The 26,536-nt window shown below is 62.8% G+C and carries 25 protein-coding genes; 9 read left to right on the top strand and 16 right to left on the bottom strand.

Going from position 1 to position 26,536, the window contains the following annotated elements:
* Positions 1-10: 10 nt before the first annotated feature.
* The 11 genes from B2246_RS21185 to sdhC form a co-directional block, all read right to left on the bottom strand.
* Positions 11-712, bottom strand: a complete 702-nt coding sequence (locus B2246_RS21185) for an ABC transporter ATP-binding protein (RefSeq protein WP_008649374.1) — start codon at positions 710-712, stop codon at positions 11-13.
* Entirely contained in the window at positions 712-1,479 is a 768-nt protein-coding gene (livG, locus tag B2246_RS21190; RefSeq protein ID WP_008649372.1) for a high-affinity branched-chain amino acid ABC transporter ATP-binding protein LivG, read from the bottom strand. Before livG ends, B2246_RS21185 begins: the two co-directional genes overlap by 1 nt.
* On the bottom strand, positions 1,476-2,750 hold the full coding sequence (locus B2246_RS21195) for a high-affinity branched-chain amino acid ABC transporter permease LivM (protein ID WP_008649370.1): 1,275 nt from the start codon (positions 2,748-2,750) through the stop codon (positions 1,476-1,478). The genes livG and B2246_RS21195 overlap by 4 nt, the downstream gene beginning before the upstream one ends.
* Positions 2,751-2,762: 12 nt before the next feature.
* The gene (gene livH, locus B2246_RS21200; RefSeq protein ID WP_008649368.1) at positions 2,763-3,689 is read right to left on the bottom strand and encodes a high-affinity branched-chain amino acid ABC transporter permease LivH; all 927 of its coding nucleotides are present in this window, start codon (positions 3,687-3,689) and stop codon (positions 2,763-2,765) included.
* A 140-nt stretch (positions 3,690-3,829) separates the two neighbouring features.
* Entirely contained in the window at positions 3,830-4,957 is a 1,128-nt protein-coding gene (locus B2246_RS21205; RefSeq protein ID WP_008649366.1) for a branched-chain amino acid ABC transporter substrate-binding protein, read from the bottom strand.
* 664 nt (positions 4,958-5,621) lie between these two features.
* On the bottom strand, positions 5,622-6,923 hold the full coding sequence (gene gltA, locus B2246_RS21210) for a citrate synthase (RefSeq protein ID WP_008649364.1): 1,302 nt from the start codon (positions 6,921-6,923) through the stop codon (positions 5,622-5,624).
* Positions 6,924-6,965: 42 nt separating this feature from the next.
* Positions 6,966-7,247, bottom strand: coding sequence for a succinate dehydrogenase assembly factor 2 (locus B2246_RS21215; protein ID WP_008649362.1), 282 nt, complete (start codon positions 7,245-7,247; stop codon positions 6,966-6,968).
* Positions 7,248-7,381: 134 nt separating this feature from the next.
* A complete protein-coding gene (locus B2246_RS21220; protein WP_008649360.1) occupies positions 7,382-8,083 on the bottom strand; it encodes a succinate dehydrogenase iron-sulfur subunit in 702 nt (233 codons plus the stop codon).
* Between the two features lie 34 nt (positions 8,084-8,117).
* Positions 8,118-9,896 (bottom strand): succinate dehydrogenase flavoprotein subunit, encoded by a 1,779-nt coding sequence (sdhA, locus tag B2246_RS21225; RefSeq protein WP_008649356.1) that lies wholly within the window; start codon positions 9,894-9,896, stop codon positions 8,118-8,120.
* Positions 9,897-9,899: 3 nt separating this feature from the next.
* Positions 9,900-10,265, bottom strand: coding sequence for a succinate dehydrogenase, hydrophobic membrane anchor protein (gene sdhD / locus B2246_RS21230; RefSeq protein ID WP_008649354.1), 366 nt, complete (start codon positions 10,263-10,265; stop codon positions 9,900-9,902).
* Positions 10,266-10,276: 11 nt separating this feature from the next.
* The gene (sdhC, locus tag B2246_RS21235; RefSeq protein ID WP_008649352.1) at positions 10,277-10,687 is read right to left on the bottom strand and encodes a succinate dehydrogenase, cytochrome b556 subunit; all 411 of its coding nucleotides are present in this window, start codon (positions 10,685-10,687) and stop codon (positions 10,277-10,279) included.
* Between the two features lie 17 nt (positions 10,688-10,704).
* On the opposite strand from sdhC, the gene B2246_RS21240 reads away from it, so the two are divergent.
* A complete protein-coding gene (locus tag B2246_RS21240) occupies positions 10,705-10,995 on the top strand; it encodes a hypothetical protein (RefSeq protein ID WP_152415047.1) in 291 nt (96 codons plus the stop codon).
* Between the two features lie 65 nt (positions 10,996-11,060).
* On the opposite strand, the gene B2246_RS21245 is transcribed toward B2246_RS21240, so the two are convergent.
* On the bottom strand, positions 11,061-11,915 hold the full coding sequence (locus tag B2246_RS21245) for a GntR family transcriptional regulator (protein ID WP_008649351.1): 855 nt from the start codon (positions 11,913-11,915) through the stop codon (positions 11,061-11,063).
* A gap of 391 nt (positions 11,916-12,306) precedes the next feature.
* Between B2246_RS21245 and B2246_RS21250 the strand changes: the two genes are divergently transcribed.
* The 6 genes from B2246_RS21250 to B2246_RS21275 all read left to right on the top strand — a co-directional run bounded on the left by B2246_RS21250 (position 12,307) and on the right by B2246_RS21275 (position 19,685).
* Entirely contained in the window at positions 12,307-13,290 is a 984-nt protein-coding gene (locus B2246_RS21250) for a malate dehydrogenase (protein ID WP_008649349.1), read from the top strand.
* Positions 13,291-13,423: 133 nt separating this feature from the next.
* Positions 13,424-14,404, top strand: coding sequence for an HpcH/HpaI aldolase/citrate lyase family protein (locus B2246_RS21255; RefSeq protein WP_286881728.1), 981 nt, complete (start codon positions 13,424-13,426; stop codon positions 14,402-14,404).
* A gap of 222 nt (positions 14,405-14,626) precedes the next feature.
* Positions 14,627-15,178, top strand: a complete 552-nt coding sequence (locus B2246_RS21260; RefSeq protein ID WP_008649346.1) for a hypothetical protein — start codon at positions 14,627-14,629, stop codon at positions 15,176-15,178.
* A 188-nt stretch (positions 15,179-15,366) separates the two neighbouring features.
* Positions 15,367-18,072, top strand: coding sequence for an aconitate hydratase AcnA (gene acnA, locus B2246_RS21265; protein WP_008649344.1), 2,706 nt, complete (start codon positions 15,367-15,369; stop codon positions 18,070-18,072).
* A 171-nt stretch (positions 18,073-18,243) separates the two neighbouring features.
* On the top strand, positions 18,244-18,378 hold the full coding sequence (locus B2246_RS21270; RefSeq protein WP_008649342.1) for a hypothetical protein: 135 nt from the start codon (positions 18,244-18,246) through the stop codon (positions 18,376-18,378).
* 104 nt (positions 18,379-18,482) lie between these two features.
* Positions 18,483-19,685: a DUF2863 family protein gene (locus tag B2246_RS21275; RefSeq protein ID WP_008649341.1), complete on the top strand. Its 1,203-nt coding sequence runs from the start codon at positions 18,483-18,485 to the stop codon at positions 19,683-19,685.
* A 61-nt stretch (positions 19,686-19,746) separates the two neighbouring features.
* Here B2246_RS21275 and trmB read toward each other — a convergent pair whose 3' ends face one another.
* Complete coding sequence (gene trmB / locus B2246_RS21280; protein ID WP_286881729.1) at positions 19,747-20,412, bottom strand: tRNA (guanine(46)-N(7))-methyltransferase TrmB; 666 nt, start codon at positions 20,410-20,412, stop codon at positions 19,747-19,749.
* A 78-nt stretch (positions 20,413-20,490) separates the two neighbouring features.
* Here trmB and B2246_RS21285 point away from each other — a divergent pair, with 78 nt between their 5' ends.
* Positions 20,491-22,077 carry an ABC transporter substrate-binding protein gene (locus B2246_RS21285; RefSeq protein ID WP_008649339.1) on the top strand — a complete coding sequence of 529 codons (1,587 nt, stop codon included), beginning with the start codon at positions 20,491-20,493 and terminating at the stop codon, positions 22,075-22,077.
* A 54-nt stretch (positions 22,078-22,131) separates the two neighbouring features.
* Here B2246_RS21285 and B2246_RS21290 read toward each other — a convergent pair whose 3' ends face one another.
* Positions 22,132-23,031 carry a spermidine synthase gene (locus B2246_RS21290; protein ID WP_286881730.1) on the bottom strand — a complete coding sequence of 300 codons (900 nt, stop codon included), beginning with the start codon at positions 23,029-23,031 and terminating at the stop codon, positions 22,132-22,134.
* A gap of 29 nt (positions 23,032-23,060) precedes the next feature.
* On the bottom strand, positions 23,061-23,822 hold the full coding sequence (locus B2246_RS21295; RefSeq protein WP_186424920.1) for a hypothetical protein: 762 nt from the start codon (positions 23,820-23,822) through the stop codon (positions 23,061-23,063).
* 155 nt (positions 23,823-23,977) lie between these two features.
* On the opposite strand from B2246_RS21295, the gene B2246_RS21300 reads away from it, so the two are divergent.
* On the top strand, positions 23,978-24,460 hold the full coding sequence (locus B2246_RS21300) for a hypothetical protein (RefSeq protein ID WP_008648070.1): 483 nt from the start codon (positions 23,978-23,980) through the stop codon (positions 24,458-24,460).
* A gap of 74 nt (positions 24,461-24,534) precedes the next feature.
* Here B2246_RS21300 and B2246_RS21305 read toward each other — a convergent pair whose 3' ends face one another.
* A complete protein-coding gene (locus tag B2246_RS21305) occupies positions 24,535-26,364 on the bottom strand; it encodes a 3'-5' exonuclease (RefSeq protein WP_187192252.1) in 1,830 nt (609 codons plus the stop codon).
* Positions 26,365-26,536: the final 172 nt, after the last annotated feature.

Raw genomic sequence — 26,536 nt, forward strand, 5'->3', positions numbered from 1 at the left:
AATCGGCACCTTACCCGCCCAGATACGCCGCGCGGATGCGGTCGTTGGCCAGCAGGTTCTGTCCGGTATCGGCCAGCACCACCTTGCCGGTTTCCAGCACATAGCCCCGGTCGGCCACCTGCAGAGCCTTGTTGGCGTTCTGCTCGACCAGGAACACGGTGACGCCCTCATCACGAATCGTGCGAATAATGTCGAAGATCTGCGCGATGATCAGCGGGGCCAGGCCAAGCGTCGGCTCGTCCAGCAACAGCAGGCGAGGCTTGCTCATCAGCGCGCGGCCGATCGCCAGCATCTGCTGTTCGCCACCCGACATCGTGCCAGCGCGCTGGCTAGCGCGCTGATTCAGACGCGGGAACAGCTTGAACACGTGCTCGATGCCTTCGTCGATCTCGTGACGGCTGGCGAAGAACGCCCCCATCTTGAGGTTCTCCAGCACGGTCAGGCTCGGGAAGACACGGCGGCCTTCCGGCGAGATGGCCATGCCCATGCGCATGATCTCGTGCGTGTTGCGCCGCGTGATGTCCTGGCCCTCGAACGACACCCGGCCGCTGGACGCGCGCGGCGTGCCGCACACCGTCATCATCAGCGTGGTCTTGCCGGCCCCGTTGCTACCGATCAGCGTGACGATCTCGCCCTTGTTGACCTCGATCGACACACCCGACAGCGCCTCGACCGCGCCGTAGTGGGTATGGACGTTTTCCAGCTTCAGCATCAGTCCTCTCCCAGATAGGCCTTGATCACGCGCGGGTCGTTGCGCACTTCCTCGGGCTTGCCAACCATGATCGGCTTGCCGTGCTCCATCACCAGGATGCGATCGGACACGCCCATCACCAGGCTCATGTCGTGCTCGATCAGCAGCACCGAGATGTTGAACTCGCGACGCAGCTTGTCGATCAGCTGCTGCAGCTCGATCTTCTCCTGCGGATTCAGGCCAGCGGCCGGTTCGTCGAGCATCAGCAAGCGGGGCTTCGTGATCATGCAGCGCGCGATCTCGAGCCGGCGCTGATGGCCATACGACAACGTGCCCGCCTCGCGGTTGGCCACGCTGGTCAGGCCCATGCGCTCCAGCCATTCGGCGGCACGGCCCAGCGCCGCGCGCTCGGCGTGGCGATAGGCTGGCGTGGCCAGCAGCCCATGCAACAAACCTGCCTTCACCTGCAGGTGCTGCGCGACCATGAGGTTCTCCACCACGGTCAGCTGCTTGAACAGGCGAATGTTCTGGAATGTGCGCACCAGACCGCGGCGTGCAACCTGATGGCTCGGCAGACGCGCGATCGAGTGGCCGTCGAGCATGATCTCGCCGGCCGTGGGCTTGTAGAAACCGCCCACGCAGTTGAACACGGTGGTCTTGCCCGCGCCGTTCGGGCCGATGATGGCGAAGACCTCGTCACGACGCACATCGAACTCGATGCCGTCGACGGCCAGCAGACCGCCAAAGCGCATCTGCAGGCCGGATACTTTCAGCATTTCTGCGCTCATCGCGGCAACTCCACGTGGGGACGGCTTGCGGGCAGCAGGCCCTGCGGACGCCACATCATCATCAGCACCATCACCAGACCGAAAATCAGCATCCGGTACTCGGCGAAGTCACGCGCCACCTCGGGCAGCACGGTCAGCAGGATGGCAGCCAGGATCACGCCAAGCTGCGAACCCATGCCGCCGAGCACAACCACGGCCAGGATCAGCGCGGACTCGATGAACGTGAAGGATTCCGGATTGACCAACCCCTGGCGCGCCGCGAAGAACGCGCCGGCCAGACCGGCGAACGATGCACCCAGCGTGAACGCAGACAGCTTGATGCGCGTGGGATTCAGGCCCAGCGAGCGGCACGCGATCTCGTCCTCGCGCAGTGCCTCCCAGGCACGGCCCATCGGCATCCGGATCAGACGACTGGTCACGAACAGCGTGAAGCCCACCAGCAGCAGCCCGAGCAGGTACAGGAAGATCACCATGTGCTGGCCGGTATAGGGAATACCGATCAGGTCATTGAACGTCTTCGCCCCTTCCACGCTGGCGCTGCGTGCCAGTTCGATACCGAACACGGTCGGCTTCGGAATACCCGAGACGCCATCCGGACCTCCGGTCAGGCTGGTCAGGTTGTTCAGCAGCAGGCGAATGATTTCGCCGAAGCCCAGCGTCACGATGGCCAGGTAGTCACCACGCAGCCGGAGCACCGGGAAACCGAGCACGAAGCCGAACGTCGCGGCCAGACCAGCGGCCAGCGGCAGGCACTCCCAGAACGTCAGGCCGAAGTACTGGTTCAGCAGCGCGTAGGTGTAGCCACCCACGGCGTAGAAACCCACGTAGCCCAGGTCGAGCAGACCGGCAAAGCCCACCACGATGTTCAGGCCCAGGCCCAGGATCACGTAGATCAGCGCCAGCGTGGCCACGTCCACCGCGCCGCGTGAGCCGAGGAACGGAAACACCAGCCCCACGGCCAGCAGCAGCCACACCGCCCTGCGTTGCCGCTGCGCGCCCATCGCGGGCAGCGCCGGCAACTTCACGGCGCCGCGCGCGCGCATCAGCATCGGCTTGAACAACTGGAAGATGAACACCACGGCCACGGCGATCCATACCGGACGCCAGTGCGGCTCGAGCACCACCTTGTAGCCGTCGAGCTTCAGTTGCAGCCCGAGCAGCGGCACGGTCAGGATGGCCGTCAGCACGGCGGCCGTCACCGCGTTCTTCAGCGTGTCGGAGACCGACGTTTGCGGGACGGACGCCCGCGAAATCGAAGTCGCTTGAGTCATGTCGTCCTCCCCTTAGACCTTTTCCACGTCGGGCTTGCCGAGCAGGCCCGTGGGACGGAAGAGCAGCACCAGGACCAGCAGGCCGAACGCCACCACGTCCTTGTACTCGGCCGGCATGTAGCCGGAGGCGAAGGTTTCGGCCAGACCCAGCAGCACGCCGCCGAGCATGGCGCCCGGGATGCTGCCGATGCCGCCCAGCACCGCCGCCGTGAAGGCCTTGATGCCAGCGATGAAGCCAATGAATGGATTGAGCTTACCGATCGTCAGACCAATCAGCACGCCGCCCACGGCGGCCAGCATCGCGCCGAGCACGAACGTGAAGGAGATCACGCGGTTCGTGTCGATACCGAGCAGGTTGGCCATGCGCATGTCTTCCGCGCAGGCGCGGCAGGCGCGGCCCATGCGGGAATGGCCAATGAACAGCGTCAGCACGATCATCAGCACCAGCGTCACGCCCACGATGAGCAGCCGCGAATACGGCACGGTCACCGTGAAGTCGCTGCCCATCTGGAATTCGATCGCGCCAGAAATCAGGATGGGCACCGACACGTCGCGCGCGCCCTGCCCAATCTGGACATAGTTCTGCAGGAAGATCGACATGCCGATAGCCGAGATCAACGGCACCAGGCGCGGCCCGCCACGCAGGGGGCGATACGCCACGCGCTCGACGGCATAGCCGTAGCAGCCTGTCACGGCGACGGAGACGATCAGTGCCGCGCCAAGCACCAGCGGCAGCGGATAACCCGCCTGCGCGCCAATGGCGGTCAGCGTCACGAGACCCACGTACGCGCCGATCATGTAGATCTCGCCGTGGGCAAAGTTGATCATGCCGATGATGCCGTAGACCATCGTGTAGCCGATGGCGATCAACGCATAGATCGCACCCAGCGTCAGGCCGTTGACCAGCTGCTGAGTGAACTGTGGAAGAAATTCGTTCATGCGAGGGACCTTGTGGATCGGGAAGCCCGATGCGGGGAGTTGACCGCCGTCATGTGGCGATCCATCAACATCGAACCGATACCAAAACGCCCCGCTCGCCGGGTCGGGAGCGGGGCGTCTCGCCAGAATGGCGCCGGGATTTAGTTGGCGGCGGTCTTCGTGGCGTCCTTGTGCCACGTGTAGACGACGAACTTGAACGACTTCAGGTCGCCCTTCGCGTCATATTCAACCTTGCCGATCGGCGTGTTGAACGCGTTCTTGTGCATGTAAGCGGCAACCTTCGTCGGGTCCGTGCTCTTGGCGCCCGTGATGGCATCGCCAATGATCTTCACGGCGGCGTACGCGGGCATCTGGAACGGACCGTTCGGGTCACGCTTCTTGTCGGCGAAAGCCTTCACCAGGGCCGCATTGGCCGGATCGGCCGAGAAGTCGGCGGGCAGCGTCACCAGCATGCCTTCCGAAGCCGGGCCGGCGATGGCGGTCACGTCCTTGTTGCCAACGCCCTCGGGACCCATGAAGGTCGCCTTGACGCCCTGCTCACGCGCCTGGCGCAGCAGCAGGCCCATTTCCGGGTGGTAGCCACCGAAATAGACGAAGTCCACGCCTTGCGACTTCAGCTTGGTGATGACAGCGGAGTAGTCGGAATCACCGGCGTTGATGCCTTCGAAGACCGCCACGGGAATCTTGGCCGCTTCCAGATCCTTCTTCACCGAGCTGGCGATGCCCTGGCCGTACGACTGCTTGTCGTGCAGCACGGCAACCTTCTTCGGCTTGACCTTGTTGATGATGTACTGGGCGGCTGCCGGACCTTGCTGGTCGTCACGGCCGATCGTACGGAAGATGAAGTTGCGCTTCTTCGTTTCGGTCAGCTGCGGCGCGGTAGCCGACGGCGTGACCATCACGATGCCTTCGTTTTCGTAGATATCCGATGCCGGGATCGTTGAACCCGAGCACACGTGACCAATCACGTAGTGGATGCCCTGGCTCACGATCTTGTTGGCCACGGCCACAGCCTGCTTCGGTTCGCAAGCATCGTCCATCATGACGGCTTCGAACTTGTTGCCGTTGGCGCCGCCGGCGGCATTGATCTGTTCGATGGCGGTCAGGGCACCAGCCTTGACCATGTCGCCGTACTGGGCGACCGAGCCGCTCATCGGGCCGGCAATGGCGATCTTGATGGTTTCGGCGTTGGCCGAAGTAAAGGCAGCGAGGCCGGCAGTGGCAAGCACGGCGGCCATGGCAGTGGACGTGAGACGGGACAACGTCATCAGGAGCTCCTCGATTATGTATTGGTCATCCGGGCAGAGTCGGCATGACCGGCGCAATCGAACAACACCCGCGGGAATGCGCCGCCTGACGTGGCGAACGGTACGGCCCAGAGCGGAAGTCGGGCCTGCGGTGAAGAGTTGATGCTTGTGCGGGGCCCGGCATGTGTCGGCGCCCGCCAGACGACGGTCGCCAAAAGTTCGGAAAGACAACGTTGATGCGTTCTCTATTGCGCAAGCGCTTCGCCTGCCCCGCTTTCCAACACGGCTGGCCGGAAGGGTGGCCCGGCTGCCGGTCGGTAAAGCAGCCCGCATTATAAAGGGAAAGTTGCAACCAGATAGAGTGAAGTTCTTCGAATTTGGGGAAAACCCGACAACTTATGAAGACCGTTGCAACCCGCCGACGGCAGGATTCGCCGCCAAAAGCTGATTTCACAACAATTGTGCACAGCGGCATCTGTGGCGCGCCGGTTGCATTGGGCCACCTATGGCAACCGCAGGGCTAGCCCCCTACAAGGACATGAGATCGCGCGAGTCAATGATCGGCGCCAGCCTCAGGCTTGACCGCCGCGCTGCCCCGCTCTCTGCAGTGCAGCGCAACACGCAAGGCAAAAAAAAACGCCCCGGCGGACCGGGGCGTTCTTCATCTTGCGTGACAGCAACCAGATCAGCGCTTGGCCAGATCCGGCACTTCGCGTGCGGCGGCGCCGTTGAATAGCTGGCGCGGACGACCGATCTTGTATTCCGGATCGGTGATCATCTCTTCCCACTGCGAGATCCAGCCCGGCGTGCGTGCCAGGGCGAAGATGCAGGTGAACAGCGAGGTCGGGATGCCCAGCGCGCGCTGCACGATACCCGAGTAGAAGTCCACGTTCGGGTACAGCTTGCGGCTGACGAAGTACTCGTCTTCCAGCGCGATCTTCTCGAGCTCCATGGCCAGCTTGAACAGCGGGTCGTTGTGCAGGCCCAGTTCGTTCAGCACTTCGTAGCAGGTCTCGCGCATCAGCTTGGCGCGCGGGTCGTAGTTCTTGTACACGCGGTGGCCAAAGCCCATCAGGCGCACGCCCGAGTTCTTGTCCTTGACCTGCTTGATGAACTCGCCGATGTTGTCGACGCTGCCGATTTCTTCCAGCATCTTCAGCGCGGCTTCGTTCGCGCCGCCGTGAGCCGGACCCCACAGGCAGGCCACGCCAGCGGCGATGGCTGCGAACGGGTTCGTGCCCGACGAACCTGCCAGACGCACGGTCGAGGTCGACGCGTTCTGCTCGTGGTCGGCGTGCAGGATGAAGATGCGGTCCAGCGCGCGCTCGAGCACCGGATTCACGGTGTACGGGGCGCACGGCGTGGCGAACATCATGCGCATGAAGTTGCCCGAGTAGGACAGGTCGTTCTGCGGGTAGATGTACGGCTGACCCATGGTGTACTTGTACGCCATGGCGACCAGGGTCGGCATCTTGGCGATCAGGCGGATGGCCGAGATCTCGCGCTGATGCGGATCATCGATGTCCATCGCGTCGTGGTAGAACGCGCTCATCGCGCCAACCAGGCCCGTCAGGACGGCCATCGGGTGCGCATCACGGCGGAAGCCGCGCAGGAAGAACTGGAGCTGCTCGTGGACCATCGTGTGGTTCATCACCGAGTTCACGAACTCTTCCTTCTGCTTGGCGTTGGGCAGTTCGCCCTTCAGCAGCAGGTAGCAGGTCTCGAGGTGATCGCACTTCTGTGCCAGTTGCTCGATCGGGTAGCCACGGTACAGCAGTTCACCCTTGTCACCATCGATATAGGTGATCTTGGAGTTGCACGAAGCGGTCGACATGAACCCCGGGTCATAGGTGAACTTGCCGGTTTGTCCGTACAGCTTGCGAATGTCGATCACATCCGGGCCAACGGTGCCCTTGTAGATCGGCAGCTCAACGCTGGGGGAACCATCGGAAAACGATAGCGTGGCTTTCACATCGGACGGCGTCATGTCGGTTCCTTCAAATACTGTGAATAATAGTGTTGACCAAACTCAGACCGAACGCAGCAGGCTTACAACCCGTTGCATCGGGGGCGTGTCGAGCTCACCGTCCAGCTCCTTGCGGGCAAGCAGCAGGTCCATCAACTCGTTGTCGCCAAGCTCGAACAGCTCGCTCAGCGATGCCACGTCCTCGTCGGACAGGCTCTCCTCGTAACGGTTGAAAAAACGTTCGACGATGATGTCGTTCTCCAGAAGGCCGCGGCGGGCGCGCCAGCGTAGACGGGCACGTTTGTGCGGATCGGCCTGATGGGAGAAAGTGGTGGAAAGACTCATGGTCAGCCTTCTTGCGATCGGCGCGCCACCCGATTGATACCGCATCGGGCTGACGCGCCGCTTACTTCAACTACAGACTGCCTGTGTTCGTACGGATTCCGCCCGGTACGCACAAGGCAGTTTATACCGGCAGATTAAACAGCGCGGCGAACCATCAATTCCTTGATCTTGCCAATCGCCTTCGTCGGGTTGAGGCCCTTCGGGCACACATCGACGCAGTTCATGATGCTATGGCAACGGAACAGACGGTACGGGTCGTTCAGGTTGTCCAGCCGCTCGCTGGTGGCCTGGTCACGGCTGTCCGCGATAAAGCGGTAGGCCTGCAGCAGACCGGCCGGGCCAACGAACTTGTCCGGGTTCCACCAGAACGACGGGCACGACGTCGAGCAGCTTGCGCACAAGATGCACTCGTACAGGCCGTCCAGCTCGTCACGTTCCTGCGGCGATTGCAGACGCTCCTTCTCGGGCGGCGGCTCGTCGTTGATCAGGAACGGCTTGATCGAGTTGTACTGCTTGAAGAAGTTCGTCATGTCGACGATCAGGTCGCGCACCACGGGCAGGCCGGGCAGCGGACGCAGCACGATGCGGTCCGGCAGCTCGCGCATGTTCGTCAGGCAGGCCAGGCCGTTCTTGCCGTTGATGTTCATCGCGTCCGAGCCGCACACGCCTTCACGGCACGAGCGACGGAACGAGATCGTCTCATCGAGCTTCTTCAGCTTGACCAGCGCGTCCAGCAGCATGCGCTCGTGACCGTCGAGTTCCACCTCGTAGGTCTGCATGCGGGGCGCGGCGTCCTTGTCCGGATCGTAGCGGTAGACTTCGAAAATACGCTTCATTTCTGTGGGTCCTGTTTTCTCTACGACGCGGGTATCAGAACGTACGGGCCTTCGGCGGAACCGATTCCACCGACAGCGGTTGCATCTTCACCGGCTTGTAGTCGAGGCGGTTGCCTTCGCTGTAGAACAGCGTGTGCTTGAGCCAGTTCTCGTCGTCGCGATTCGGGAAGTCGCTATGGGCGTGGGCGCCACGCGATTCCTTGCGGGCTGCGGCCGAGATCATCGTAGCCTTGGCCACTTCCACCAGGTTCGACACTTCCAGGGCTTCCACCAGCGCGGTGTTAAAGACCTTCGACTTGTCCTTCAGGTGGATGTTGTTGGCGCGCTCGGCCACTTCCAGGATGCGCTCGACGCCTTCGTCCATCAGCTTCTGCGTACGGAACACGCCGGCGTGCGATTGCATGTTGCGGCGGATATCGTTGGCCACGTCCTGGGTGTATTCACCCGAGGTCGTGCCCTGCAGCTTGGCCAGACGGGCCATGGCGCGGTCGGCGGCATCTGCCGGCAGCGGCTTGTGTTCCTTCTGCTTCATCGCGTTGGCGACGATGTGGTTACCGGCCGCACGGCCGAACACCACGAGGTCGAGCAGCGAGTTCGTGCCCAGGCGGTTGGCGCCGTGCACCGACACGCACGAGCATTCGCCGATGGCGTAGAAGCCGTTGACCACTTCGTTCGGGTTGCCGTTCTTCGGCACCACGACCTGACCGTGGAAGTTCGTCGGAATGCCACCCATCTGGTAGTGGATGGTCGGCACCACGGGGATCGGTTCCTTGATCGCGTCGACGTTGGCGAACTTCATGCCGATTTCGCGGATCGACGGCAGACGCTTCATGATCGTCTCGGCGCCGACGTGCGTCAGGTCGAGCAACACGTAGTCGCCGTTCGGACCGCAGCCGCGGCCTTCCTTGATTTCCTGGTCCATCGAACGCGACACGAAGTCACGCGGAGCCAGATCCTTCAGCGTCGGGGCATAGCGCTCCATGAAGCGCTCGCCATCCTTGTTACGCAGGATACCGCCCTCGCCGCGCACGCCTTCCGTGATCAGCACGCCCGCGCCGGCCACGCCGGTCGGGTGGAACTGCCAGAACTCCATGTCTTCCAGCGGGACGCCGGCACGTGCCGCCATGCCCAGGCCATCACCGGTGTTGATGAAGGCGTTGGTGGAAGCCGCGTAGATACGGCCGGCACCGCCGGTCGCGAACAGCGTGGTCTTGGCTTCGAGGATATAGACTTCGCCGGTTTCCATTTCCAGCGCGGTCACGCCCAGCACGTCGCCGTCCTCGTCGCGGATCAGGTCCAGCGCCATCCATTCGACGAAGAAGTGGGTCTTGGCGCGAACGTTGCGCTGGTACAGCGTGTGCAGCAGCGCGTGACCGGTACGGTCAGCGGCCGCGCAAGCGCGTTGCACCGGCTTTTCGCCGTAGTTGGCGGTGTGGCCGCCGAACGGACGCTGGTAAATCGTGCCATCGGCGTTACGGTCGAACGGCATGCCGAAGTGTTCGAGTTCGTACACGACCTTCGGTGCTTCACGGCACATGAACTCGATGGCGTCCTGGTCGCCCAGCCAGTCCGAGCCCTTGATGGTGTCGTAGAAGTGATAGTGCCAGTTGTCTTCGCTCATGTTGCCGAGCGAAGCACCGATACCGCCCTGCGCCGCCACGGTGTGCGAGCGCGTCGGGAAAACCTTCGACAGCACGGCCACGTTCAGGCCGGCTTCCGCGAGCTGGAGGGATGCGCGCATCCCGGCGCCGCCCGCCCCGACGATGACCACGTCAAATTTGCGACGCGGCAATCCAGTCTTGACTGCGACCATTTATTACACCCTCCAGAGAATCTGAGCAGCGTAGCCCGCGCAACCGACGAGCCACAGAATCGTTAGAACTTGCAGCACGAGGCGCACGGCCATCGGCTTCACGTAGTCCATCCAGATATCGCGCACGCCGATCCACGCATGGAACAGCAGGGACAGGATGGTCAGGAACGTCAGGATCTTCATCCACTGATTGGCGAAGAGACCCGACCAGCCTTCGTACGAAGGGTTGCCGAAGGCGAGATACACAGCTGCGAGCACCACGGTGAACACCACCATGATGACCGCGGTAACGCGTTGCGCGAGCCAGTCTTTCAGACCGTAGTGCGCGCCGACAACCAGGCGCTTGGGACCAATATTATTGTTTGCCACCTTGATTCTCCTCAGAACAGACCGAACAGCTTCAGACCGAAGATCAGGGTGAGCAGCAGGCTGACCACCAGCACCGTGACAGCCGACTTGGCCGAGGCGGGCTTGGTTACGCCAACGTGCACATCGAGCAGCAGGAATCGGATGCCGGCACAGAAGTGATGCAGGTAACCCCAGATCAGGGCCAGGATCACAACTTTGATGAAGCCGTTGGACAGCAGGGCCGAGAACTTGGCGAAGCTCAGTTCGGAGGTGACGCTCTGCTCAAACAGGTACAGAACGAAAGGAAGGAGGAGGAACATCATTGCGCCGCTTACGCGATGCAGGATGGATACCTTGCCGGCCCAGGGCAACCGATAGCGCGAGATTTGCGCGATACCGATGTTCCGGAACTCCGGCCTGGCTTGTTTGACGGCTTCAGCCATGCGAGACCCCATTTGCGGTGAAAAGAAAACAGCAAAAGTACGACACTGCCATTGCTCCCAATTGCATTGGCGCGCCACAGCGGGTACCGTGGCTGCACCGGATTGCATCAAGCGTGTGGGTGACACTGGATGCAAATGAATGCAGTGGAGCAAATCCAGATGATTTTAGCGCCTTTGTTGCGCGGCGCACCAATAATTTTCGCCTATCGCGCACCAACACGGCGTGCCCGACAATCGCACGCGACAGTGTTTGTACCGTTTCAGGCGGGAAAAATCTGGCCATTCCATTCACGCTCGACAATGGTTGAAGCAGGTCCCATACACGCGCCACAATAATCGACGCCCTGGACCGCTCTCCCATCGCCATCGCGCATTAACTCAAGTCGTTTTGGTAATAGTGCCGCGTCGTGACATACAGACCGCGGCGGACTTCCACCGGGCGGTCACCATATGTGAATGAAACACGCTCCACCGATAGCAGCGGTGAGCCCGGTGCCACCGACAGCAATTCCGCCGCCGTATCATCGGCAACCACCGCACGGATCTTCTCCGTGGCGCGGATCATCCGCGTGCCGAACTCGCCCTCGAAGAGCGCGTACATCGGGCCCTTCCACTCGTTGAGCTTTTCGGCCGTCAGGCCCTTGAAGTTGGCGCCCAGCAGCCAGATCTCGTCCAGCACCGTGGCTTCATTCGAGAAAGTCAGCACGCGGCGGATCTGCACCACGCTATCGCCAGTGCGAATATCTAGCAGGCGGGCGATCTCGGCAGGCGCGCGCAACCGCTTGCATTCGAGCACGCGGCTGGAGCCGTAATGGGGTTCGCCCTCGTCGGGTACCAGACGGAGGAAGCGGAATTTAACCACGTCCTCATAATGGGTAGTCACGAACGTGCCCTTGCCCTGACGACGCGCCACCAGATTCTCGGCGGCCAGTTCGTCGATGGCCTTGCGCACGGTGCCTTGGCTCACCTTGTAGCGGGCAGCCAGATCCATCTCGCTCGGAATCATTTCGCCCGGCTTCCACTCGCCCGTCTGCAGGCTTTGCATGATCAGGGCCTTGATCTGCTGGTAAAGTGGGCTGAAAGTCGGCGACGGCGCGGCCGTCGCGGGGGCGACTGCAGCGCCCGGCGCGTTCGTGGACGGCTGCGTCCCGGCGCCGCTTTGGGGGGCGCCCGATTCCGGCGCGCCATTGGCGGCGGCTGCGGGCAGGGACGTAGGCAGGGATGACATAGCCCGGATTCAACCACAAAAGCGAGAATCACGTCCAGCACGCTATGAAATGTCTTATGTCTTATATAAGACATATGAATTGACATCAATCAGGGCTCACCCTACACTCGCGCAGGTCCGTGCCGTTGCTCCCGAATACCCCTTTGCGGGATGCGACGCACCACTCAGCAGTAGTAGACTTACGCCTTGTCGCCCACGACGCCTGCACCTGGCCGGAAGCGCACTCTCGTTGCCCGGTCACGCGCGAATGCCCGCGGGTTCCGCGGCGGACGCCCGCCTGCCTTCGTGGCGACACGCGACCAGCACCCGGTGACGCGCCGGGCCGCTCCATACCCTGGAGACCCAAGCGCCACCGACCGGTTACCCCCTCTTTTCGTTTGGAGACTTACTCATGGCTAAAGCCCCAATGCGCGTCGCAGTCACCGGCGCCGCTGGCCAGATCGGCTATTCCCTGCTGTTCCGCATCGCCAACGGCGACATGCTCGGCAAAGACCAGCCGGTCATCCTCCAACTGCTCGATCTCCCGCAAGCCCAGGCCGCCGTCAAGGGCGTGGTGATGGAACTGGAAGACTGCGCGTTCCCGCTGCTGGCCGGCGTGGTCATTACCGACGACCCCAAGGTCGCCTTCAAGGATGCCGACGTTGCCCTGCTGGTGGGCGCGCGTCCGCGTAGCAAGGGCATGGAACGCAAGGACCTGCTCGAAGCCAACGCCCAGATCTTCACGGTGCAAGGCAAGGCCCTGGACGAAGTGGCCAGCCGCGACGTCAAGGTGCTGGTGGTCGGCAACCCGGCCAACACCAACGCCTACATCGCCATGAAGTCGGCGCCGAACCTGAAGCGCGAGAACTTCACCGCCATGCTGCGCCTGGACCACAACCGTGCCCTGTCGCAAATCGCCGCCAAGACCGGCAAGCCGGTGTCGTCGATCGAGAAGATGTTCGTCTGGGGCAACCACAGCCCGACGATGTACGCCGACTACCGCTACGCCACCGTCGACGGCAAGAGCGTCAAGGACATGATCAACGATCCGGTGTGGAACAACGACGTGTTCCTGCCGACCGTTGGCAAGCGCGGCGCCGCCATCATCGAGGCCCGTGGACTGTCGTCGGCCGCTTCGGCTGCCAACGCCGCCATCGACCACGTGCACGACTGGGTGCTGGGCTCGAACGGCAAGGTCGTTACGATGGGCATCCCGTCGAACGGTGAATACGGCATTCCGAACGATGTGATGTTCGGCTACCCGGTCACCACGGCCAACGGCAAGTACGAAATCGTCAAGGGTCTGGAAATTGACGCGTACAGCCAGGAGAAGATCAACATCACGCTCAAGGAACTGGAAGAAGAGCGTGCCGGCGTGCAACACCTGCTGGGCTGATCCTCCGCGAGCCACCCGCTCATGAAAGACCGGGGTTCCGCATCGATTCTCGAAAATCGGCGCGGACCCCGGTTTTTCTTTTGGGCGCGTAAATCCCATTTTTGAATAACCCTACATTTTCTCCGTATTTAACGTGCATCCATCCGAGGTCTTGTTTCAGGGCGAAGCCATTCCGGTGCAACTGCCGGTGTGTGACCACTATGCCGGTAGCGAAAAGCTCATGCGCAAATCGCTTGCCCTGCAGCAAGCGCTCGGGCCAGTGTTTGATATCACGTTCGACTGCGAGGACGGCGCAGCGGTCGGGCTCGAACGCCAGCACGCCACGCTGTGCGCGCAACTGATCAACAGTGCCGAAAATGCGCACAACCGCGTGGGCGTGCGCATCCACGACCCGGCGCACCCGGGCTGGCGCGAGGACGTCGACATCCTGGTGAGGACAGCCGGCGCCCGACTGGCCTATGTAGTGGTCCCGAAAGTGACCGACGTGGTGGAAGTGGCCCGCGTGACCGATCACGTGAACCAGGTGGCGCGCGCGTCCGGCATTGCCCGCCACATCCCGATACACGTGCTGATTGAGACACATTCGGCGCTCGAGCAAGTCTTCGACATCGCCTCGCTCGTACAGGTGGAGTGCCTGAGCTTCGGCCTGATGGATTTTGTCTCGGCGCACCACGGCGCGATTCCGGGCGAGGCCATGCGCTCGCCGGAGCAGTTCGAGCATCCGCTGATCCGCCGGGCCATGCTCGAGATTTCGGCAGCCTGCCACCGCCATGGCAAAGTGCCGTCACACAATGTCAGCACCGATGTGCAGAACCCCCAACGCTCGGGCGACGACGCATACCGGGCGCGCGCCGAATTCGGCTATCTGCGTAAATGGAGCATTCATCCGGGCCAGATCGAACCGATTGTGTCGGCCTTCCGCCCCGGGAACAGCGAGATCGGCGCGGCAAGCCAGATCCTGCTCGCGGCGCACGAGAACAACTGGGCGCCGATCCGCCACGACGGCCAACTCCATGACCGCGCAAGCTATCGCTATTACTGGTCGCTGCTGCAGCGTGCCCATGCCACTGGCACGAAACTGCCCTCGCCGGTGACGGAGTTGTTCTTCGACTGACACCAGTCCGAAACGCGGACTGCTCATTTTTGCCCTGAAGTGGCCGATGACAAACCGTCCGCGGACAATTGTGTAACCAATGACCGACGGGCTTCGCCCCGTGGGGCAAATCGTAGAGAATAGCGGCGGAAAGTTGTAGCCGGAGCGCCCCCCGGCGCTCCCCAGCGGACCGTACGACTAACAGCCGTTTTTGATTATTCAGAAAACCGGAAGGAAGACACAATGAAACACATCGTGCTGGCCGCCTGCCTTGGCGCCCTGACCCTGACATCCGCCGGCGCCGCGCTGGCCCAGGAACCGGCCAAGAAACCGGCCGCTACCAAGAAGACGGCCTCGAAGAAGACCACCAAGAAGACCGAGGCAGCCGCCCCGGTTGAAGCGCCGGCCGGCGAAAAGTGGCAATGCGAACTGGGCCATGCGCTCTACATCACCGGCAACATGCAGCGTGACGAGGTGATCGGCGTGAACTGGGAAGGCAAGGTCTACCGCCTGCCGCGCCAGAACACCGTGACCGGCGCCGACCGCTACTTCGACCAACGCACCGGCATGGATCTGGTGGTGATCCCGAGCAAGGCCATGCTGTTCAACCGGAACCTCGGTCAGCGCCTGGCGGACGAATGCCAGACGGCAGACATGCAGGCCGGCGGCTCCGCGCCGACCGTTGCCGGCGCGCTGCGCGCCCCGGTGGCCACGCCGCTGCTGGTGGCTCCGTCGCAACCGGCCCAGCCGGCAGATGCGCAACCCGCATCCGCACAATCCGCACCGAAGCAATAATTCCGCAGTAAAGTCCTGTTTTACCTTTGCCTGACCCGCTCGGGGTCAGGCCGAGTCGTGGTAACGGTGCGCGTCCGGTCCCGCCGGCCGCGCCGCTTGCATGGCGGCGGAACCCAATCGCGCACCGGGGTCTTAAGAATAAGAATGTTCAGAAGCGTCCCGCGTCACCCTTCGATTGGAGTCAGGCAATGCCCCACAATCTCAATAACACCCTGAAAGAATTCAAGCTCGGCACTGGCGGCCGCGGCCAGTACTATTCCCTGCCCCAGCTGGGCAAGGCCCTGGGCGTGAAGATCGAACGCCTGCCGGTGTCGATTCGTGTGGTCCTGGAATCCGTGCTGCGCAACTGCGACGGCAAGAAGGTGACCGAGGAACACGTCCGCCAACTGGCCAACTGGAAGCCGAACGCCGAGCGCGTGGATGAAATCCCGTTCGTCGTGGCCCGCGTGGTGCTGCAGGACTTCACGGGCGTGCCGCTGCTGGCCGACCTGGCTGCCATGCGCAACGTGGCCGAGAAGATGGGCAAGAACCCGAAGAAGATCGAGCCGCTGGTTCCCGTGGACCTGGTGGTCGATCACTCGGTGCAGATCGACCACTTCCGCGAAAAGAACGCCCTCGACCTGAACATGCAACTGGAGTTCAAGCGCAATAACGAGCGCTACCAGTTCATGAAGTGGGGGATGCAGGCATTCGACACCTTTGGCGTGGTGCAGCCCGGCTTCGGCATCGTGCACCAGGTCAACCTGGAATATCTGGCGCGCGGCGTGCACAAGAAGGATGGCGTCTATTATCCGGACACCCTCGTCGGCACCGATTCCCACACCACGATGATTAACGGCATTGGCGTAGTCGGCTGGGGCGTGGGAGGTATCGAGGCCGAAGCCGGCATGCTGGGCCAGCCGGTCTACTTCCTGACCCCGGACGTGGTGGGCGTGGAACTGAAGGGCCGACTGCGCGAAGGCGTAACGGCCACCGATCTGGTGCTGACCATCACCGAGATGCTGCGTCGCGAAAAGGTCGTCGGCAAGTTCGTGGAATTCTTCGGCGAAGGCACGGCCAGCCTGACCACGCCGGACCGCGCCACGATCGGCAACATGGCGCCCGAGTACGGCGCGACGATGGGCTTCTTCCCGGTCGACGAGAAGACGATCGACTATTTCCGTGGCACGGGCCGCACCGACGAGGAAATCGCCGCGTTCGAGGGCTACTTCCGCGCCCAGAAAATGTTCGGCGTTCCGCGCGCTGGCGAGATCGACTACAGCAAGACGTTGACGCTGGACCTGGGCGCCGTGGCCCCGTCACTGGCCGGCCCGAAGCGCCCGCAGGACCGTATCGAGATTGGCCACGTCAAGGAAACGTTCAAGTCGCTGTTTGCCAAGCCAGTGGCCGAGAACGGTTTCAACAAGGACGTCGCAGACCTGGACCGCGAGTACACGAACGCCGACGGCGTGAAGGTGCACAACGGCGATGTGCTGATTGCCGCGATCACGTCGTGCACGAACACGTCGAACCCCAGCGTGCTGCTGGCCGCCGGTCTGCTGGCCAAGAAGGCCGTGGAAGCTGGCCTGAAGGTCGCGCCGCACATCAAGACGTCGCTGGCCCCTGGCAGCCGCGTGGTCACGGAATACCTGAAGGCCGCCGGCCTGCTGCCGTACCTGGACAAGCTCGGCTTCGGCGTCACCGCGTACGGCTGCACCACCTGCATCGGTAACGCCGGCGACCTGACCCAGGCGCTCAACGACACGATCGTGCAGAACGACATCGTGGCCGCCGCCGTACTGTCGGGCAACCGCAACTTCGAAGCTCGGATCCACCCGAACATCCGCGCCAACTTCCTGGCATCGCCGCCGCTGGTGGTGGCTTATGCCATCGCCGGCAACGTCACGCGCGACCTGATGACCGAGCCAGTGGGCAAGGGCAAGGGTGGCAAGGACATCTGGCTGGGCGACATCTGGCCGACGTCGGAAGAAATCCATGCGCTGCTGAAGTACGCGATGGACGCCAAGACGTTCAAGGGCAACTACGAGCAGGTCAGGAAGCCGAGCAAGCTGTGGGCGGCAATCAAGGGCACGAAGGGCCAGGTCTACGACTGGCCGAAGTCGACCTACATCGCCGAGCCGCCGTTCTTCCAGGACTTCGCGCTCGAGCCGACCGGCGAAGCCGTGACCGTCCGTGGCGCCCGCGCGCTGGGCGTGTTCGGCGACTCCGTGACGACCGACCATATCTCCCCGGCCGGTTCGATCAAGGACACCTCACCTGCCGGCAAGTACCTGCTGTCGCATGGCGTGCTCAAGGCCGACTTCAACAGCTACGGCTCGCGCCGCGGCAACCATGAGGTGATGATGCGCGGCACGTTCGCCAACGTCCGCATCAAGAACCTGATGATCCCGGTCAAGGCCGACGGCTCCCGCGTGGAAGGCGGCATCACGCTGCACCAGCCCACCGGTGAGGAATTGTCGATCTATGACGCCGCGATGAAGTACATTGCCGAAGGCACGCCCACAGTGGTGTTCGGTGGCGAAGAGTACGGCACCGGCTCGTCGCGCGACTGGGCGGCCAAGGGCACCCAGCTGCTGGGCGTGAAGGCCGTGATCGCACGCAGCTTCGAGCGTATCCACCGTTCGAACCTGGTGGGCATGGGCGTGCTGCCGCTGCAGTTCAAGGGCAACGACAGCGTGCAGTCGCTCGGCATCGTCGGCAACGAAACCTTCGACGTGGAAGGCATCGAAGGCGACCTGAAGCCGCAGCAGGACGTGACGCTGGTCATCCACCGCGCCAACGGCGACACGCAACGCGTACCGGTGCTGCTCCGCATCGACACGCCGATCGAGGTCGACTACTACAACCACGGCGGCATCCTGCCGTTCGTGCTGCGTCAACTGCTGGCCGCCTGATTCGCCAGCCGCTGACCGAAACCGCCGTCCCGGCTTGCAAAGCGGGGCGGCGGTTTTGTTTTTGCGGGTAATCCCCACCCCGTCGCGTAAGTTTTGCGCAAGCCTGCACTGCCAGACTCGCCCCACACGGATTCAGCGTGACTTATACCAAGACAAAGACGGAGACATCACATGGTGAAGATTCTGATCGCTTTTGTAGTCGTGGCGGGCGCCTGCCTGTACTTGCTGACCAAGGGCGGCGGCGAGGTTTCGATGGCTGGCGAGTCGCACAGCACCGAATCGCACGCACCGGCGGCTCAAAAGTAATCCAACAATGCAAACAACAGCCTGATTGAGGGTTCGCGAGGACTGCACCCGCCTGCGCAACGAGTAGAATACCGTTTTACGAAAAACGGACGTTCTCTACATATATGGCAGGTTTTCGCCCCAAGTCTTCCGCCAGACTCTCTCCTGACGCCGAACGGCTGGTGGCCGACGCGCTCGCCCTGGATGCATCGGGCAGCCGCATGGAGGACGGGTATTGGGAGCGTCGGCTGTCGCAGCGGCTCCATCGCCTGCTGAAAAACGGCAGCCAGACCGCGCTCGACGCCGCGCTCGAACACCTGTTCAAGCACAACGCCGATGCGTCCGACGTGCTGGCCGAACAGGCCGAAACCCTGGCCGAATCGGCCACCATCGAAGTCGACGGCGCCAAGCTGGATGTGCTGCTGATCGCGGCACCGATCCTGGCCCATACACGCTACGCGATTCCATCGGGCGCGCTGAAGCCGGAACTGGCCCAGACGCTGGCCGTGCATCTGCAGGCGCATGTGCTGGCCACCGGCACCAAGGTGGCGCTGTCGCCGTACCTCTACAGCATCGACCAACTGCCGCGCAGCCATAGCGACACCTTCGCCCTGACCCACAAGCTGGCTACTGCCGCACTGGCCGGGACCATGCCGAAGGTGGACCTGCGTGATCTGCCCGAAACCGCGCCGATCCTGGCCGATCCGCGCTACCTGCTGGCCGTGGTGGTGGCCCCGCACGAAGGCGCGCTGTTCCGCTGGCAGGAAGATGCCAAGGAGCACCACGCCGAGCGTTCGGTGTGCCTCGAACAGTGGCGCCAGCAGGTGCAGCCGACCGTCGCGCTCCTGCTGCCCGGCTGCGAGTTCGAACTGCTGCTGCCGGATGCCTTCTTCCTGTCCTGCCGCGAATCGGACAAGAGCATCCGTCCGCTGACCGTGCGCGCCGCCGTGAACTACCTGTGCGGCACGCTCGATGTGCCGGCCGGCCAACTGGCCGCCGTGGTGGCCGGGTTCGGCGAGGAAGTGGTTGAGGAATATCGCGTCGGCTTCACGATGCGTGGCGAGAAGGAAGTGATCTACGGCATCGTCTGGCCTGTCTATGGCCGCGAAGCTGGCGAGGCCGATGCCGAGGAAAAGGGCAATCCGGTCGAGCAGATCTGCGAGGAACTGCGCAATGCCGGTGTCGAGGACATCTTCCGCCATGCGGCGCTGTTCGATCCGGAATATTGCGAGGATTGCGGCACCCCGCTCTACGCGGACCGCTCCGGCGAAATCGTCCACGCCGAACTGCCCGAGGACGCGCCGACGCAACAGCCGCTGTTCCACTGAACGCGCAGTCCGAAAATGAAAAACCCGCCAGATCTGGCGGGTTTTTCATTTCATCCGACGCTCATCGAACGCTCACGCAGCGCCACAAGCCATGCCCTGACGCCGCGTACTTGCGTTCGAACGGCGTCATCGGCGCCTCCGGCTGCCACGATTCGGTTTGCGCCGGGCGCCCCACCATCGTCAGCGCGGCCGAGAACTCGTCGATATAGATCTTCCAGTTGCTGCGGCATTCGAGATAGTCACCGCACGCCGCCAGCGCGGGAAATACGGCGTGTCCATGCCAGCGCCGGCTCAAATGGCCGATCTTGGGCCACGGGTTCGGATACAGCACATAGTGCCGCGTGACCCGCACACCGGCGCTCTGCACCAACCGCCAGAAATCGACCAGATCCGCGCGCGCCCAATGGAAATTCTCGGGCAGGGGTGCATCCCACCAGTCCTTGCCGGCCGTCAGGCGCTTTTCCGATTGATCCACACCGATGACATAGTGATCCGGAAATGCCGTGGCGAGACGCAACGTGCTTTCCCCGACACCGCAGCCCGCATCGAGAATCAGCGGCGCGCTACCCGCCCGCTGCCACGCGTCGATGGCCGCATCGAACGCGTGCTGGCTCGGCGCGCCAATCGGCTTGCGGAATGGCTCAGCCAGATGACGCTCCACCAGCGTGGCCAGATGCTCATGGATATCGGACTGTGCCGACGAAATCGTGCGGGAATTGGCAAACATGGCCGCGATTGTACTGGGTCTGCAACGATGTATAGTTACCGGCACAATATGGCCGAACACCGTACGAGGAGCCCACCGATGATCCGCCGCACGCTGCTGCAAGCATCCCTTTCGATTGCGTTGAGCGCCACCGCGCTCACGCTATTGCCCGCCCAGGCGGCTCATGCCGAAGACCTGCGCATCGGCCTGGCCGCCGACGTGACGTCCATGGACCCGCACTGGAACAACTCGGGCCCGAACAACGCCATCGCACTCCATATCTTCGAGTCGCTCGTGTTCATGGACAAGAACGCGCGCTACATTCCCGGCCTCGCGCTGTCGTGGAAGCCGCTCAACGCGATCACGTGGGAGATCAAGCTCCGCCCGAACGTGAAATGGCATGACGGCTCGCCGTTCACGAGCGAGGACGTCAAGGCGTCGCTGGAGCGCCCCGAAAAGCTGACCAACGCGCCGGGGTCGTTCACCAGCTACACCAAGCCGATCGCCCGCATCGACACGCCCGACCCGCTGACCGTGCGCCTGACCATGAGCGTGCCGAACTATGCGAACCTGGCCAACGATCTGAACAGCGTGCCGATCATGCCGAAGAAGATCGCCGCGAACCTGACCCAGGCCGATTTCGATTCGGGCAAGGCGATGATCGGCACGGGTCCGTTCAAGTTCGTGCGCTTCGCGCGCGGCCAGGAAATCGTGATGGCGAAGAATCCCGACTACTGGGGGCCAAAGCCCGAATGGGACCGCGCAATCTTCCGGATCCTGACCGACAACGGCGCGCGCTCGGCCGCCCTGCTGGCCGGCGATGTGGATGTGATCGAAAGCGTGCCATCCGCCGACGTGGCGAAGCTCAAGCAGAACCCGAAATTCAAGATCGAGCAGACCGTGTCGTGGCGCACGATCTTCTGGCAGATGGACCAGTCACGCGACAACCCGCCGTTCGTCACAGACAAGGCAGGCAAGCCGCTCGGCAAGAATCCGTTCAAGGATGCGCGCGTGCGCGCGGCGATCAGCAAGGCCCTCAACCGCGACGCCATCGTCAGCCGCATCATGGAAGGCCTGGCGGTGCCGGCCTCGTCGATCGTCTCGCCGCAGATCTTTGGCCATCCTGGCACCAAGCCGGACGCCTATGACGTGGAAGGCGCGAAGAAGCTGCTGGCCGCCGCAGGATATCCGGACGGTTTCGGCCTGACGCTGCACGCCACGAACAATCGCTATCTGAATGACGCCCAGGTGGCGCAGGCCACGGCCGGGATGCTGACGCGTATCGGCATCCAGACCAAGGTTGAGACGCTGCCCGTGGCCACGTACTTCACGCGCGCGCGCCAGGGGGACTTTGCATTCGAGATGCTAGGCTGGGGATCGGCCGCTGCCGACGTGGCGCTGCGCTCGATCACGGGTACTCCAAACCCGAAGACCGGCTACGGCACGTGGAACTGGGGCAAGTACAGCAATCCGCAGCTCGATCAACTGATCGAGAAATCGCTGACGACGATCTCCAGCGACAAGGCCCGCGAGGAGAATGCCCGCGCGGCGGCCAGGTTCGCGCTGGCCGACCACGCGATCATCCCGTCGCACAGCCAACTGGCGATGTGGGCGATGCGCAAGGGCCTGCGCTATGAGGCGCGCACCGACGAGTGGTCGCTCGCGCAGTTCTTCCATAAGGAATGATGGTGGCCTGACTCCCCTCTCCCACCGGGTGGGAGGGGGAGAAAAAGCGCGACTTCAGATCACCAGCCGTTCTTCCTGCCGCGCATTCGCCGCGCGCAGCTTCTTCACCCAGTCCTTCGCCGGCAGCTTCGTGGTGGACTCCACCACTTCCGCCCTCGCCTCCAGCGTTTCCCAAGACACGTCGATCGCCGGCCCGTTGAATGCCAGCGCGATGACGTTGCCGTCATGCACCTCGGGGAACACCAGCACGCGATTGTCAAACGCATCGCAAATACGCACGATATTCTTCGGGAAACTCTCGTGGTCTCCGAACAGGTTGATCGTCATCACGCCAGGCGCCTTGAGCACGCGACGGCAGGCACGATAGAACGCCGTGGTGTCGAGGACCGGGCCACGCGCGGTGGCGTCGTACAGGTCGACTTGCAATGCGTCGATCGACGCTGTCTGCGCGCCATCCATCACGAAGTCCCATGCGTCCTGCTCGCGCACGGTCAGACGCGCATCGTCCTCGCGCAGACCGAACATGCTGCGGCCGGCCACGATCACGGCGGGATTCAACTCGACCGCCGTCACCTTCGCGCGCGCGAACTGGCGATGGCAGAACTTGGTCAGCGCGGCAGCGCCCAGGCCCAGCTGCGCCACGTGGAAATCCGCAGCCGACGGCGACAGGAACAGCAGCCACGCCATCATCTGCTGGGCGTACTCGAGCTCGATCGCATCGGGCTTGCGCAGGCGCATCGCGCCCTGCACCCACTCGGTGCCGAAATGGAGATAGCGCACGCCATCCATTTCCGAGAACGTCACTGGCGCGAAGCGCGGCGTCATGCGCTTCTCGCCGGCATTGTCGACATCGACGGCGTCGCCGGACAGCTTCCTGCGCGAGGTTTCACGTTCGCCGCGCGCGGGGCGGCGTGAGGCCACGGCCTCGATAGATTTGCGTTTCAAAAGCGTCATGGAGGAATACAACGCGCTCAAGGCGCGGATCATTGGCCCAGCGCGACCTGCGCGCGCTGGAGCCATTCGCGATTGTGCTCGCGGGCGTGACGCGGCCAGTGGCGCGCGTCGTGAACAATTTCCGAGTACAGCGACTTGGCGCGCTCGCGGTCGGCTGCATCACCCTGGCGGGAAAGCCAGTCGGCATACAGACAGCGCGGCGCGGCATCGCTGGCGCAGGTCAGCGCGCGCTCGAAGGCGTCGCGCGTGCCGGGCGCATCGAGCGCGGACAGCGCACGCGCGTAAAGCAATGCGGGTTCGGCCTGGTCGCGCGCCTGCGGATGCGCGGCAAACAGCTTCTCAAGCGTCGCCTGCGCATCGGCATGGCGGCCCGTGGCAACCTGGGCGCGCGCCAGCCCCTCAAGCAAGGCCGAATCGGACGCAAACGGGCCGTTGGCTGCAGCCTGATAGTGCTCGAGCGCCTCGGCCGCATTGCCCACTTCCAGCAAGGCAGCGCCCAGGCGCATGCGGTGATCGACAGTCGGCGCCCGGTCAAATGCCTCGCGCGCTTCGCGCACGGCCCGGTTCGGATCGACGATTTGCTTGATCGCCCGCGACGCTGCCCGCGCCCCGCGCGAATCGCGCAGGCTCGGCAAGTAAACGGCGAAGAAATAGACGATGCTGCCCAGGCCGGGGAACAGGAATAGCAGCAGCAACCAGTACATGTTCTGGTGGGTGCGAACGGCGTGCACGGCGAAGAAAATCGCCACGATCACGTGCAGGCCGATGCCGCCGATACCGAGATTGGACATATCAAATCAATCCTGAAGAAGAACGACCGGAAGAATGCATGGCCGCGATTGTGACAGATGCCGAAGGAAGCCAGTAGGACAGCGGCGATGGCACTAAAGTTTTGCCGGCGCCGGCCGATCAACGGATAGGCTCTCTTCCGATCGGAAACCAGAACATGACATCTATCACCAGCGTTACACCGCAGGTCTTCACCGCCAGTGGCGCCGCAGTCACCACTTCGGCGTCGCAGGACGGCACGGACAGCACGGGCAAGGCCAGCGCACAGGATTCCAGCGCGTCGGCAAACGGCCGGGTAAACGGCGCCGCATTCAGCGGCAAGGCTGGCGGCGCCGGCGGCGCTGCGGGTGCCGGCGGCACGGACAGCTCCAGCAGCAGCGACACCGAATCGGCGGTCATCAAGGCGATCAAGCAGCAGATCGAAACGCTTCAGAAACTGCTGGCCACCCAGATGCAGCAACTCCAGGCCGCGCAGAACGCCAAGACCGACGAAAGGACCAAGGCGAGCACCGTCGCTACCCTGCAAGGCGCCGTGTCCTCCACCAACGCCGCGCTGTCGCAGGCGTACGCCAAGCTGGCCGAGGCCATGCAGCAAGAGAGTGGCTCGAGCACCGGCGGTGTGGTCAATACGACGGCCTGAGGGGCTCTTCCGCTTTGGAAAGTTAGTTCGGCCGGCTGGACCGTTAAGGGCCAGCCAGGCCATCTCCGCCCGCGTCAAGAAAGTGTATTAAGCGCATCACGCAGCCTACTGGAGAACTGGGAGTCCGATCCGTGTGTCATCACAAGCTGTCGGGTTGCCCGGGTCATAGCCACGTAGAGCAGGCGAGCCTCTTCCTCCGTCGAGTCGTTCTTCTTGTGAGGCGCTCCGATAGCGGGGATGCAAACCAATGGAAACTCGAGTCCCTTGCTGCTGTGCATGGTCACCACCTTCACGCTATCCGCACTGGGCACGAAGCGCTTGGTCAGTTGCGGACACTCGAAAGGAATGCCCTCGCGCCTTAGCGTGTCGGTAATTTGTGCCATGACATCCCAATGCCGATAGAGCACGGCCATCTCTGACCAACGCGTGCCGGACCGATGCTCGTCCAGCAGAACTTCGGCAATGCGTGTGGCCTCCGCACTCAACGTCGGCAGTTCGACCAGCAAAGGTCGCGGGCCCTTTCGTCCCGCCGCCACCGGGTGGACGGTAGGCGCCTCGTCCTCATCCGCCACCCGTTCCACCAGCAGGTCATCAGCCAGCGCACGCGCGACCGCCAGGATCTCTCGCGTATTCCGGTAATTCAACTTCAGAACGGTGGTTCGGCCTTGTGCCTTGATGCCGACACTGGCGAAACTGAACTTCCGCTTCTTGCTTCCACCGTAGATGGATTGCGCGTCATCGTAGAGAACCAGCAGGGCATTGCTATCAGGATTGACCATCTGCACGACCAGCTTGAACCACTCAGGCTGGAAATCATGGCCTTCGTCAATCAGCACTGCGTCATATTGGCCTGACGGTATTGCCTTTCGTTCAACACCGCGCACAACACGCTCGACCATCTCATTGAACAGCACTTCATTCGACAAGCCCTTGGGACGGTCGATGCTGTAGGCATCGAGTTGGCGCCCGCACCAGGCATGGAAGTTCAGGACATGCACCTTATCTGCAATCCCCTTTTCTCCCATGGTCGCGGCAAGCACTGACGCGAGTGTCTTGTTGAAGCAGAGCACCAGGATGGGCTTCACTGACGTACGCGCAAGGTACTCCGCGCGATAGCCCAGGATCATGGTCTTGCCCGACCCCGCCACGCCGTGAATCACGCGATGCCCGTCACCGAGGCTACGTGCCAGTTGCTCCTGTTGCAGGTCCATGACGCGCAGGATGTCGGGGATTTCCTCGGCTCCCGCAGCGGCATCCGCAAATAGTGATCGCTGCTCCGGCATCCGGATCTCAGGGAACAGGTGCCAGCGCACGCGATCGATCTGCGGCAGTGAGAGCTTGTGGGTGAACTTGATCGGAAACATCTCCCAAAGGCGCTTTTGAAACGCTTCGGGATCCACACTCTCGAACATCTCATCCTGGCAGATGACCAGGTGACCCGGCAGTACCTCTCCAAGGTCCCCCTTTTCGAATGCCGCGCGGGAGATATTGGTCAGGACCACTCCATGACCATAGGGAAAGAACACCTTGCCCTTGAGCGACCCAGTTGGCCAGACGAGCTGCGGGTCCCGTTGCAACAGGTCGGTCACATGGAACATGTACTGACGCGCCTGCACCAGGGGATTCGTGTCAGCCACGAGTCCGCGGTTGGTCATCAGCAACACATCCTGCTTGTCGATCTGGCGAATGGTGTCGAGGTTCCAGTCCTTGACCTCCAGTACCAGCAACCCGCGGCTCGGATGAAATACGACGAAATCCGGATGGCGGCTTTTCTCGCCGATCGGAACGTCGTACCAGCACAGGTAGTCGTCCTCGAGCTTCGCCTCGAGTCTTTGCGCGAACCGTCTCTCCCCCGAAGTCATGCGAGACGAGACAGAGCCCATTGCAGGAATCAACGTCGCCATGTTCCTTCTTCCCTTCCTTCAAGAATCGCCGCCGTACACATCGCCTCGGCAGCTTGCTGGCGGTGTTAGCGCGGCATCATTTTTTGCATTAATTGTAATCCCCACGTCGCGCATCACCCACCCGACGGCCATCCCACCGCAGTTGTAACAGCCCTTGATCTTCATTTAACCA

The organism is Cupriavidus sp. UBA2010 (assembly GCF_002335265.1).
GTDB lineage: Bacteria > Pseudomonadota > Gammaproteobacteria > Burkholderiales > Burkholderiaceae > Cupriavidus > Cupriavidus metallidurans.

Excerpts from the sequence above, each read along its gene's own strand:
- B2246_RS21185 (WP_008649374.1), bottom strand. The coding sequence starts at position 712 with ATGCTGAAGCTGGAAAACGTCCATACCCACTACGGCGCGGTCGAGGCG.
- livG (WP_008649372.1), bottom strand. The coding sequence starts at position 1,479 with ATGAGCGCAGAAATGCTGAAAGTATCCGGCCTGCAGATGCGCTTTGGC.
- B2246_RS21195 (WP_008649370.1), bottom strand. The coding sequence starts at position 2,750 with ATGACTCAAGCGACTTCGATTTCGCGGGCGTCCGTCCCGCAAACGTCG.
- livH (WP_008649368.1), bottom strand. The coding sequence starts at position 3,689 with ATGAACGAATTTCTTCCACAGTTCACTCAGCAGCTGGTCAACGGCCTG.
- B2246_RS21205 (WP_008649366.1), bottom strand. The coding sequence starts at position 4,957 with ATGACGTTGTCCCGTCTCACGTCCACTGCCATGGCCGCCGTGCTTGCC.
- gltA (WP_008649364.1), bottom strand. The coding sequence starts at position 6,923 with ATGACGCCGTCCGATGTGAAAGCCACGCTATCGTTTTCCGATGGTTCC.
- B2246_RS21215 (WP_008649362.1), bottom strand. The coding sequence starts at position 7,247 with ATGAGTCTTTCCACCACTTTCTCCCATCAGGCCGATCCGCACAAACGT.
- B2246_RS21220 (WP_008649360.1), bottom strand. The coding sequence starts at position 8,083 with ATGAAGCGTATTTTCGAAGTCTACCGCTACGATCCGGACAAGGACGCC.
- sdhA (WP_008649356.1), bottom strand. The coding sequence starts at position 9,896 with ATGGTCGCAGTCAAGACTGGATTGCCGCGTCGCAAATTTGACGTGGTC.
- sdhC (WP_008649352.1), bottom strand. The coding sequence starts at position 10,687 with ATGGCTGAAGCCGTCAAACAAGCCAGGCCGGAGTTCCGGAACATCGGT.
- B2246_RS21245 (WP_008649351.1), bottom strand. The coding sequence starts at position 11,915 with ATGTCATCCCTGCCTACGTCCCTGCCCGCAGCCGCCGCCAATGGCGCG.
- B2246_RS21250 (WP_008649349.1), top strand. The coding sequence starts at position 12,307 with ATGGCTAAAGCCCCAATGCGCGTCGCAGTCACCGGCGCCGCTGGCCAG.
- B2246_RS21260 (WP_008649346.1), top strand. The coding sequence starts at position 14,627 with ATGAAACACATCGTGCTGGCCGCCTGCCTTGGCGCCCTGACCCTGACA.
- acnA (WP_008649344.1), top strand. The coding sequence starts at position 15,367 with ATGCCCCACAATCTCAATAACACCCTGAAAGAATTCAAGCTCGGCACT.
- B2246_RS21270 (WP_008649342.1), top strand. The coding sequence starts at position 18,244 with ATGGTGAAGATTCTGATCGCTTTTGTAGTCGTGGCGGGCGCCTGCCTG.
- B2246_RS21275 (WP_008649341.1), top strand. The coding sequence starts at position 18,483 with ATGGCAGGTTTTCGCCCCAAGTCTTCCGCCAGACTCTCTCCTGACGCC.
- trmB (WP_286881729.1), bottom strand. The coding sequence starts at position 20,412 with ATGTTTGCCAATTCCCGCACGATTTCGTCGGCACAGTCCGATATCCAT.
- B2246_RS21285 (WP_008649339.1), top strand. The coding sequence starts at position 20,491 with ATGATCCGCCGCACGCTGCTGCAAGCATCCCTTTCGATTGCGTTGAGC.
- B2246_RS21290 (WP_286881730.1), bottom strand. The coding sequence starts at position 23,031 with ATGACGCTTTTGAAACGCAAATCTATCGAGGCCGTGGCCTCACGCCGC.
- B2246_RS21295 (WP_186424920.1), bottom strand. The coding sequence starts at position 23,822 with ATGTCCAATCTCGGTATCGGCGGCATCGGCCTGCACGTGATCGTGGCG.
- B2246_RS21300 (WP_008648070.1), top strand. The coding sequence starts at position 23,978 with ATGACATCTATCACCAGCGTTACACCGCAGGTCTTCACCGCCAGTGGC.
- B2246_RS21305 (WP_187192252.1), bottom strand. The coding sequence starts at position 26,364 with ATGGCGACGTTGATTCCTGCAATGGGCTCTGTCTCGTCTCGCATGACT.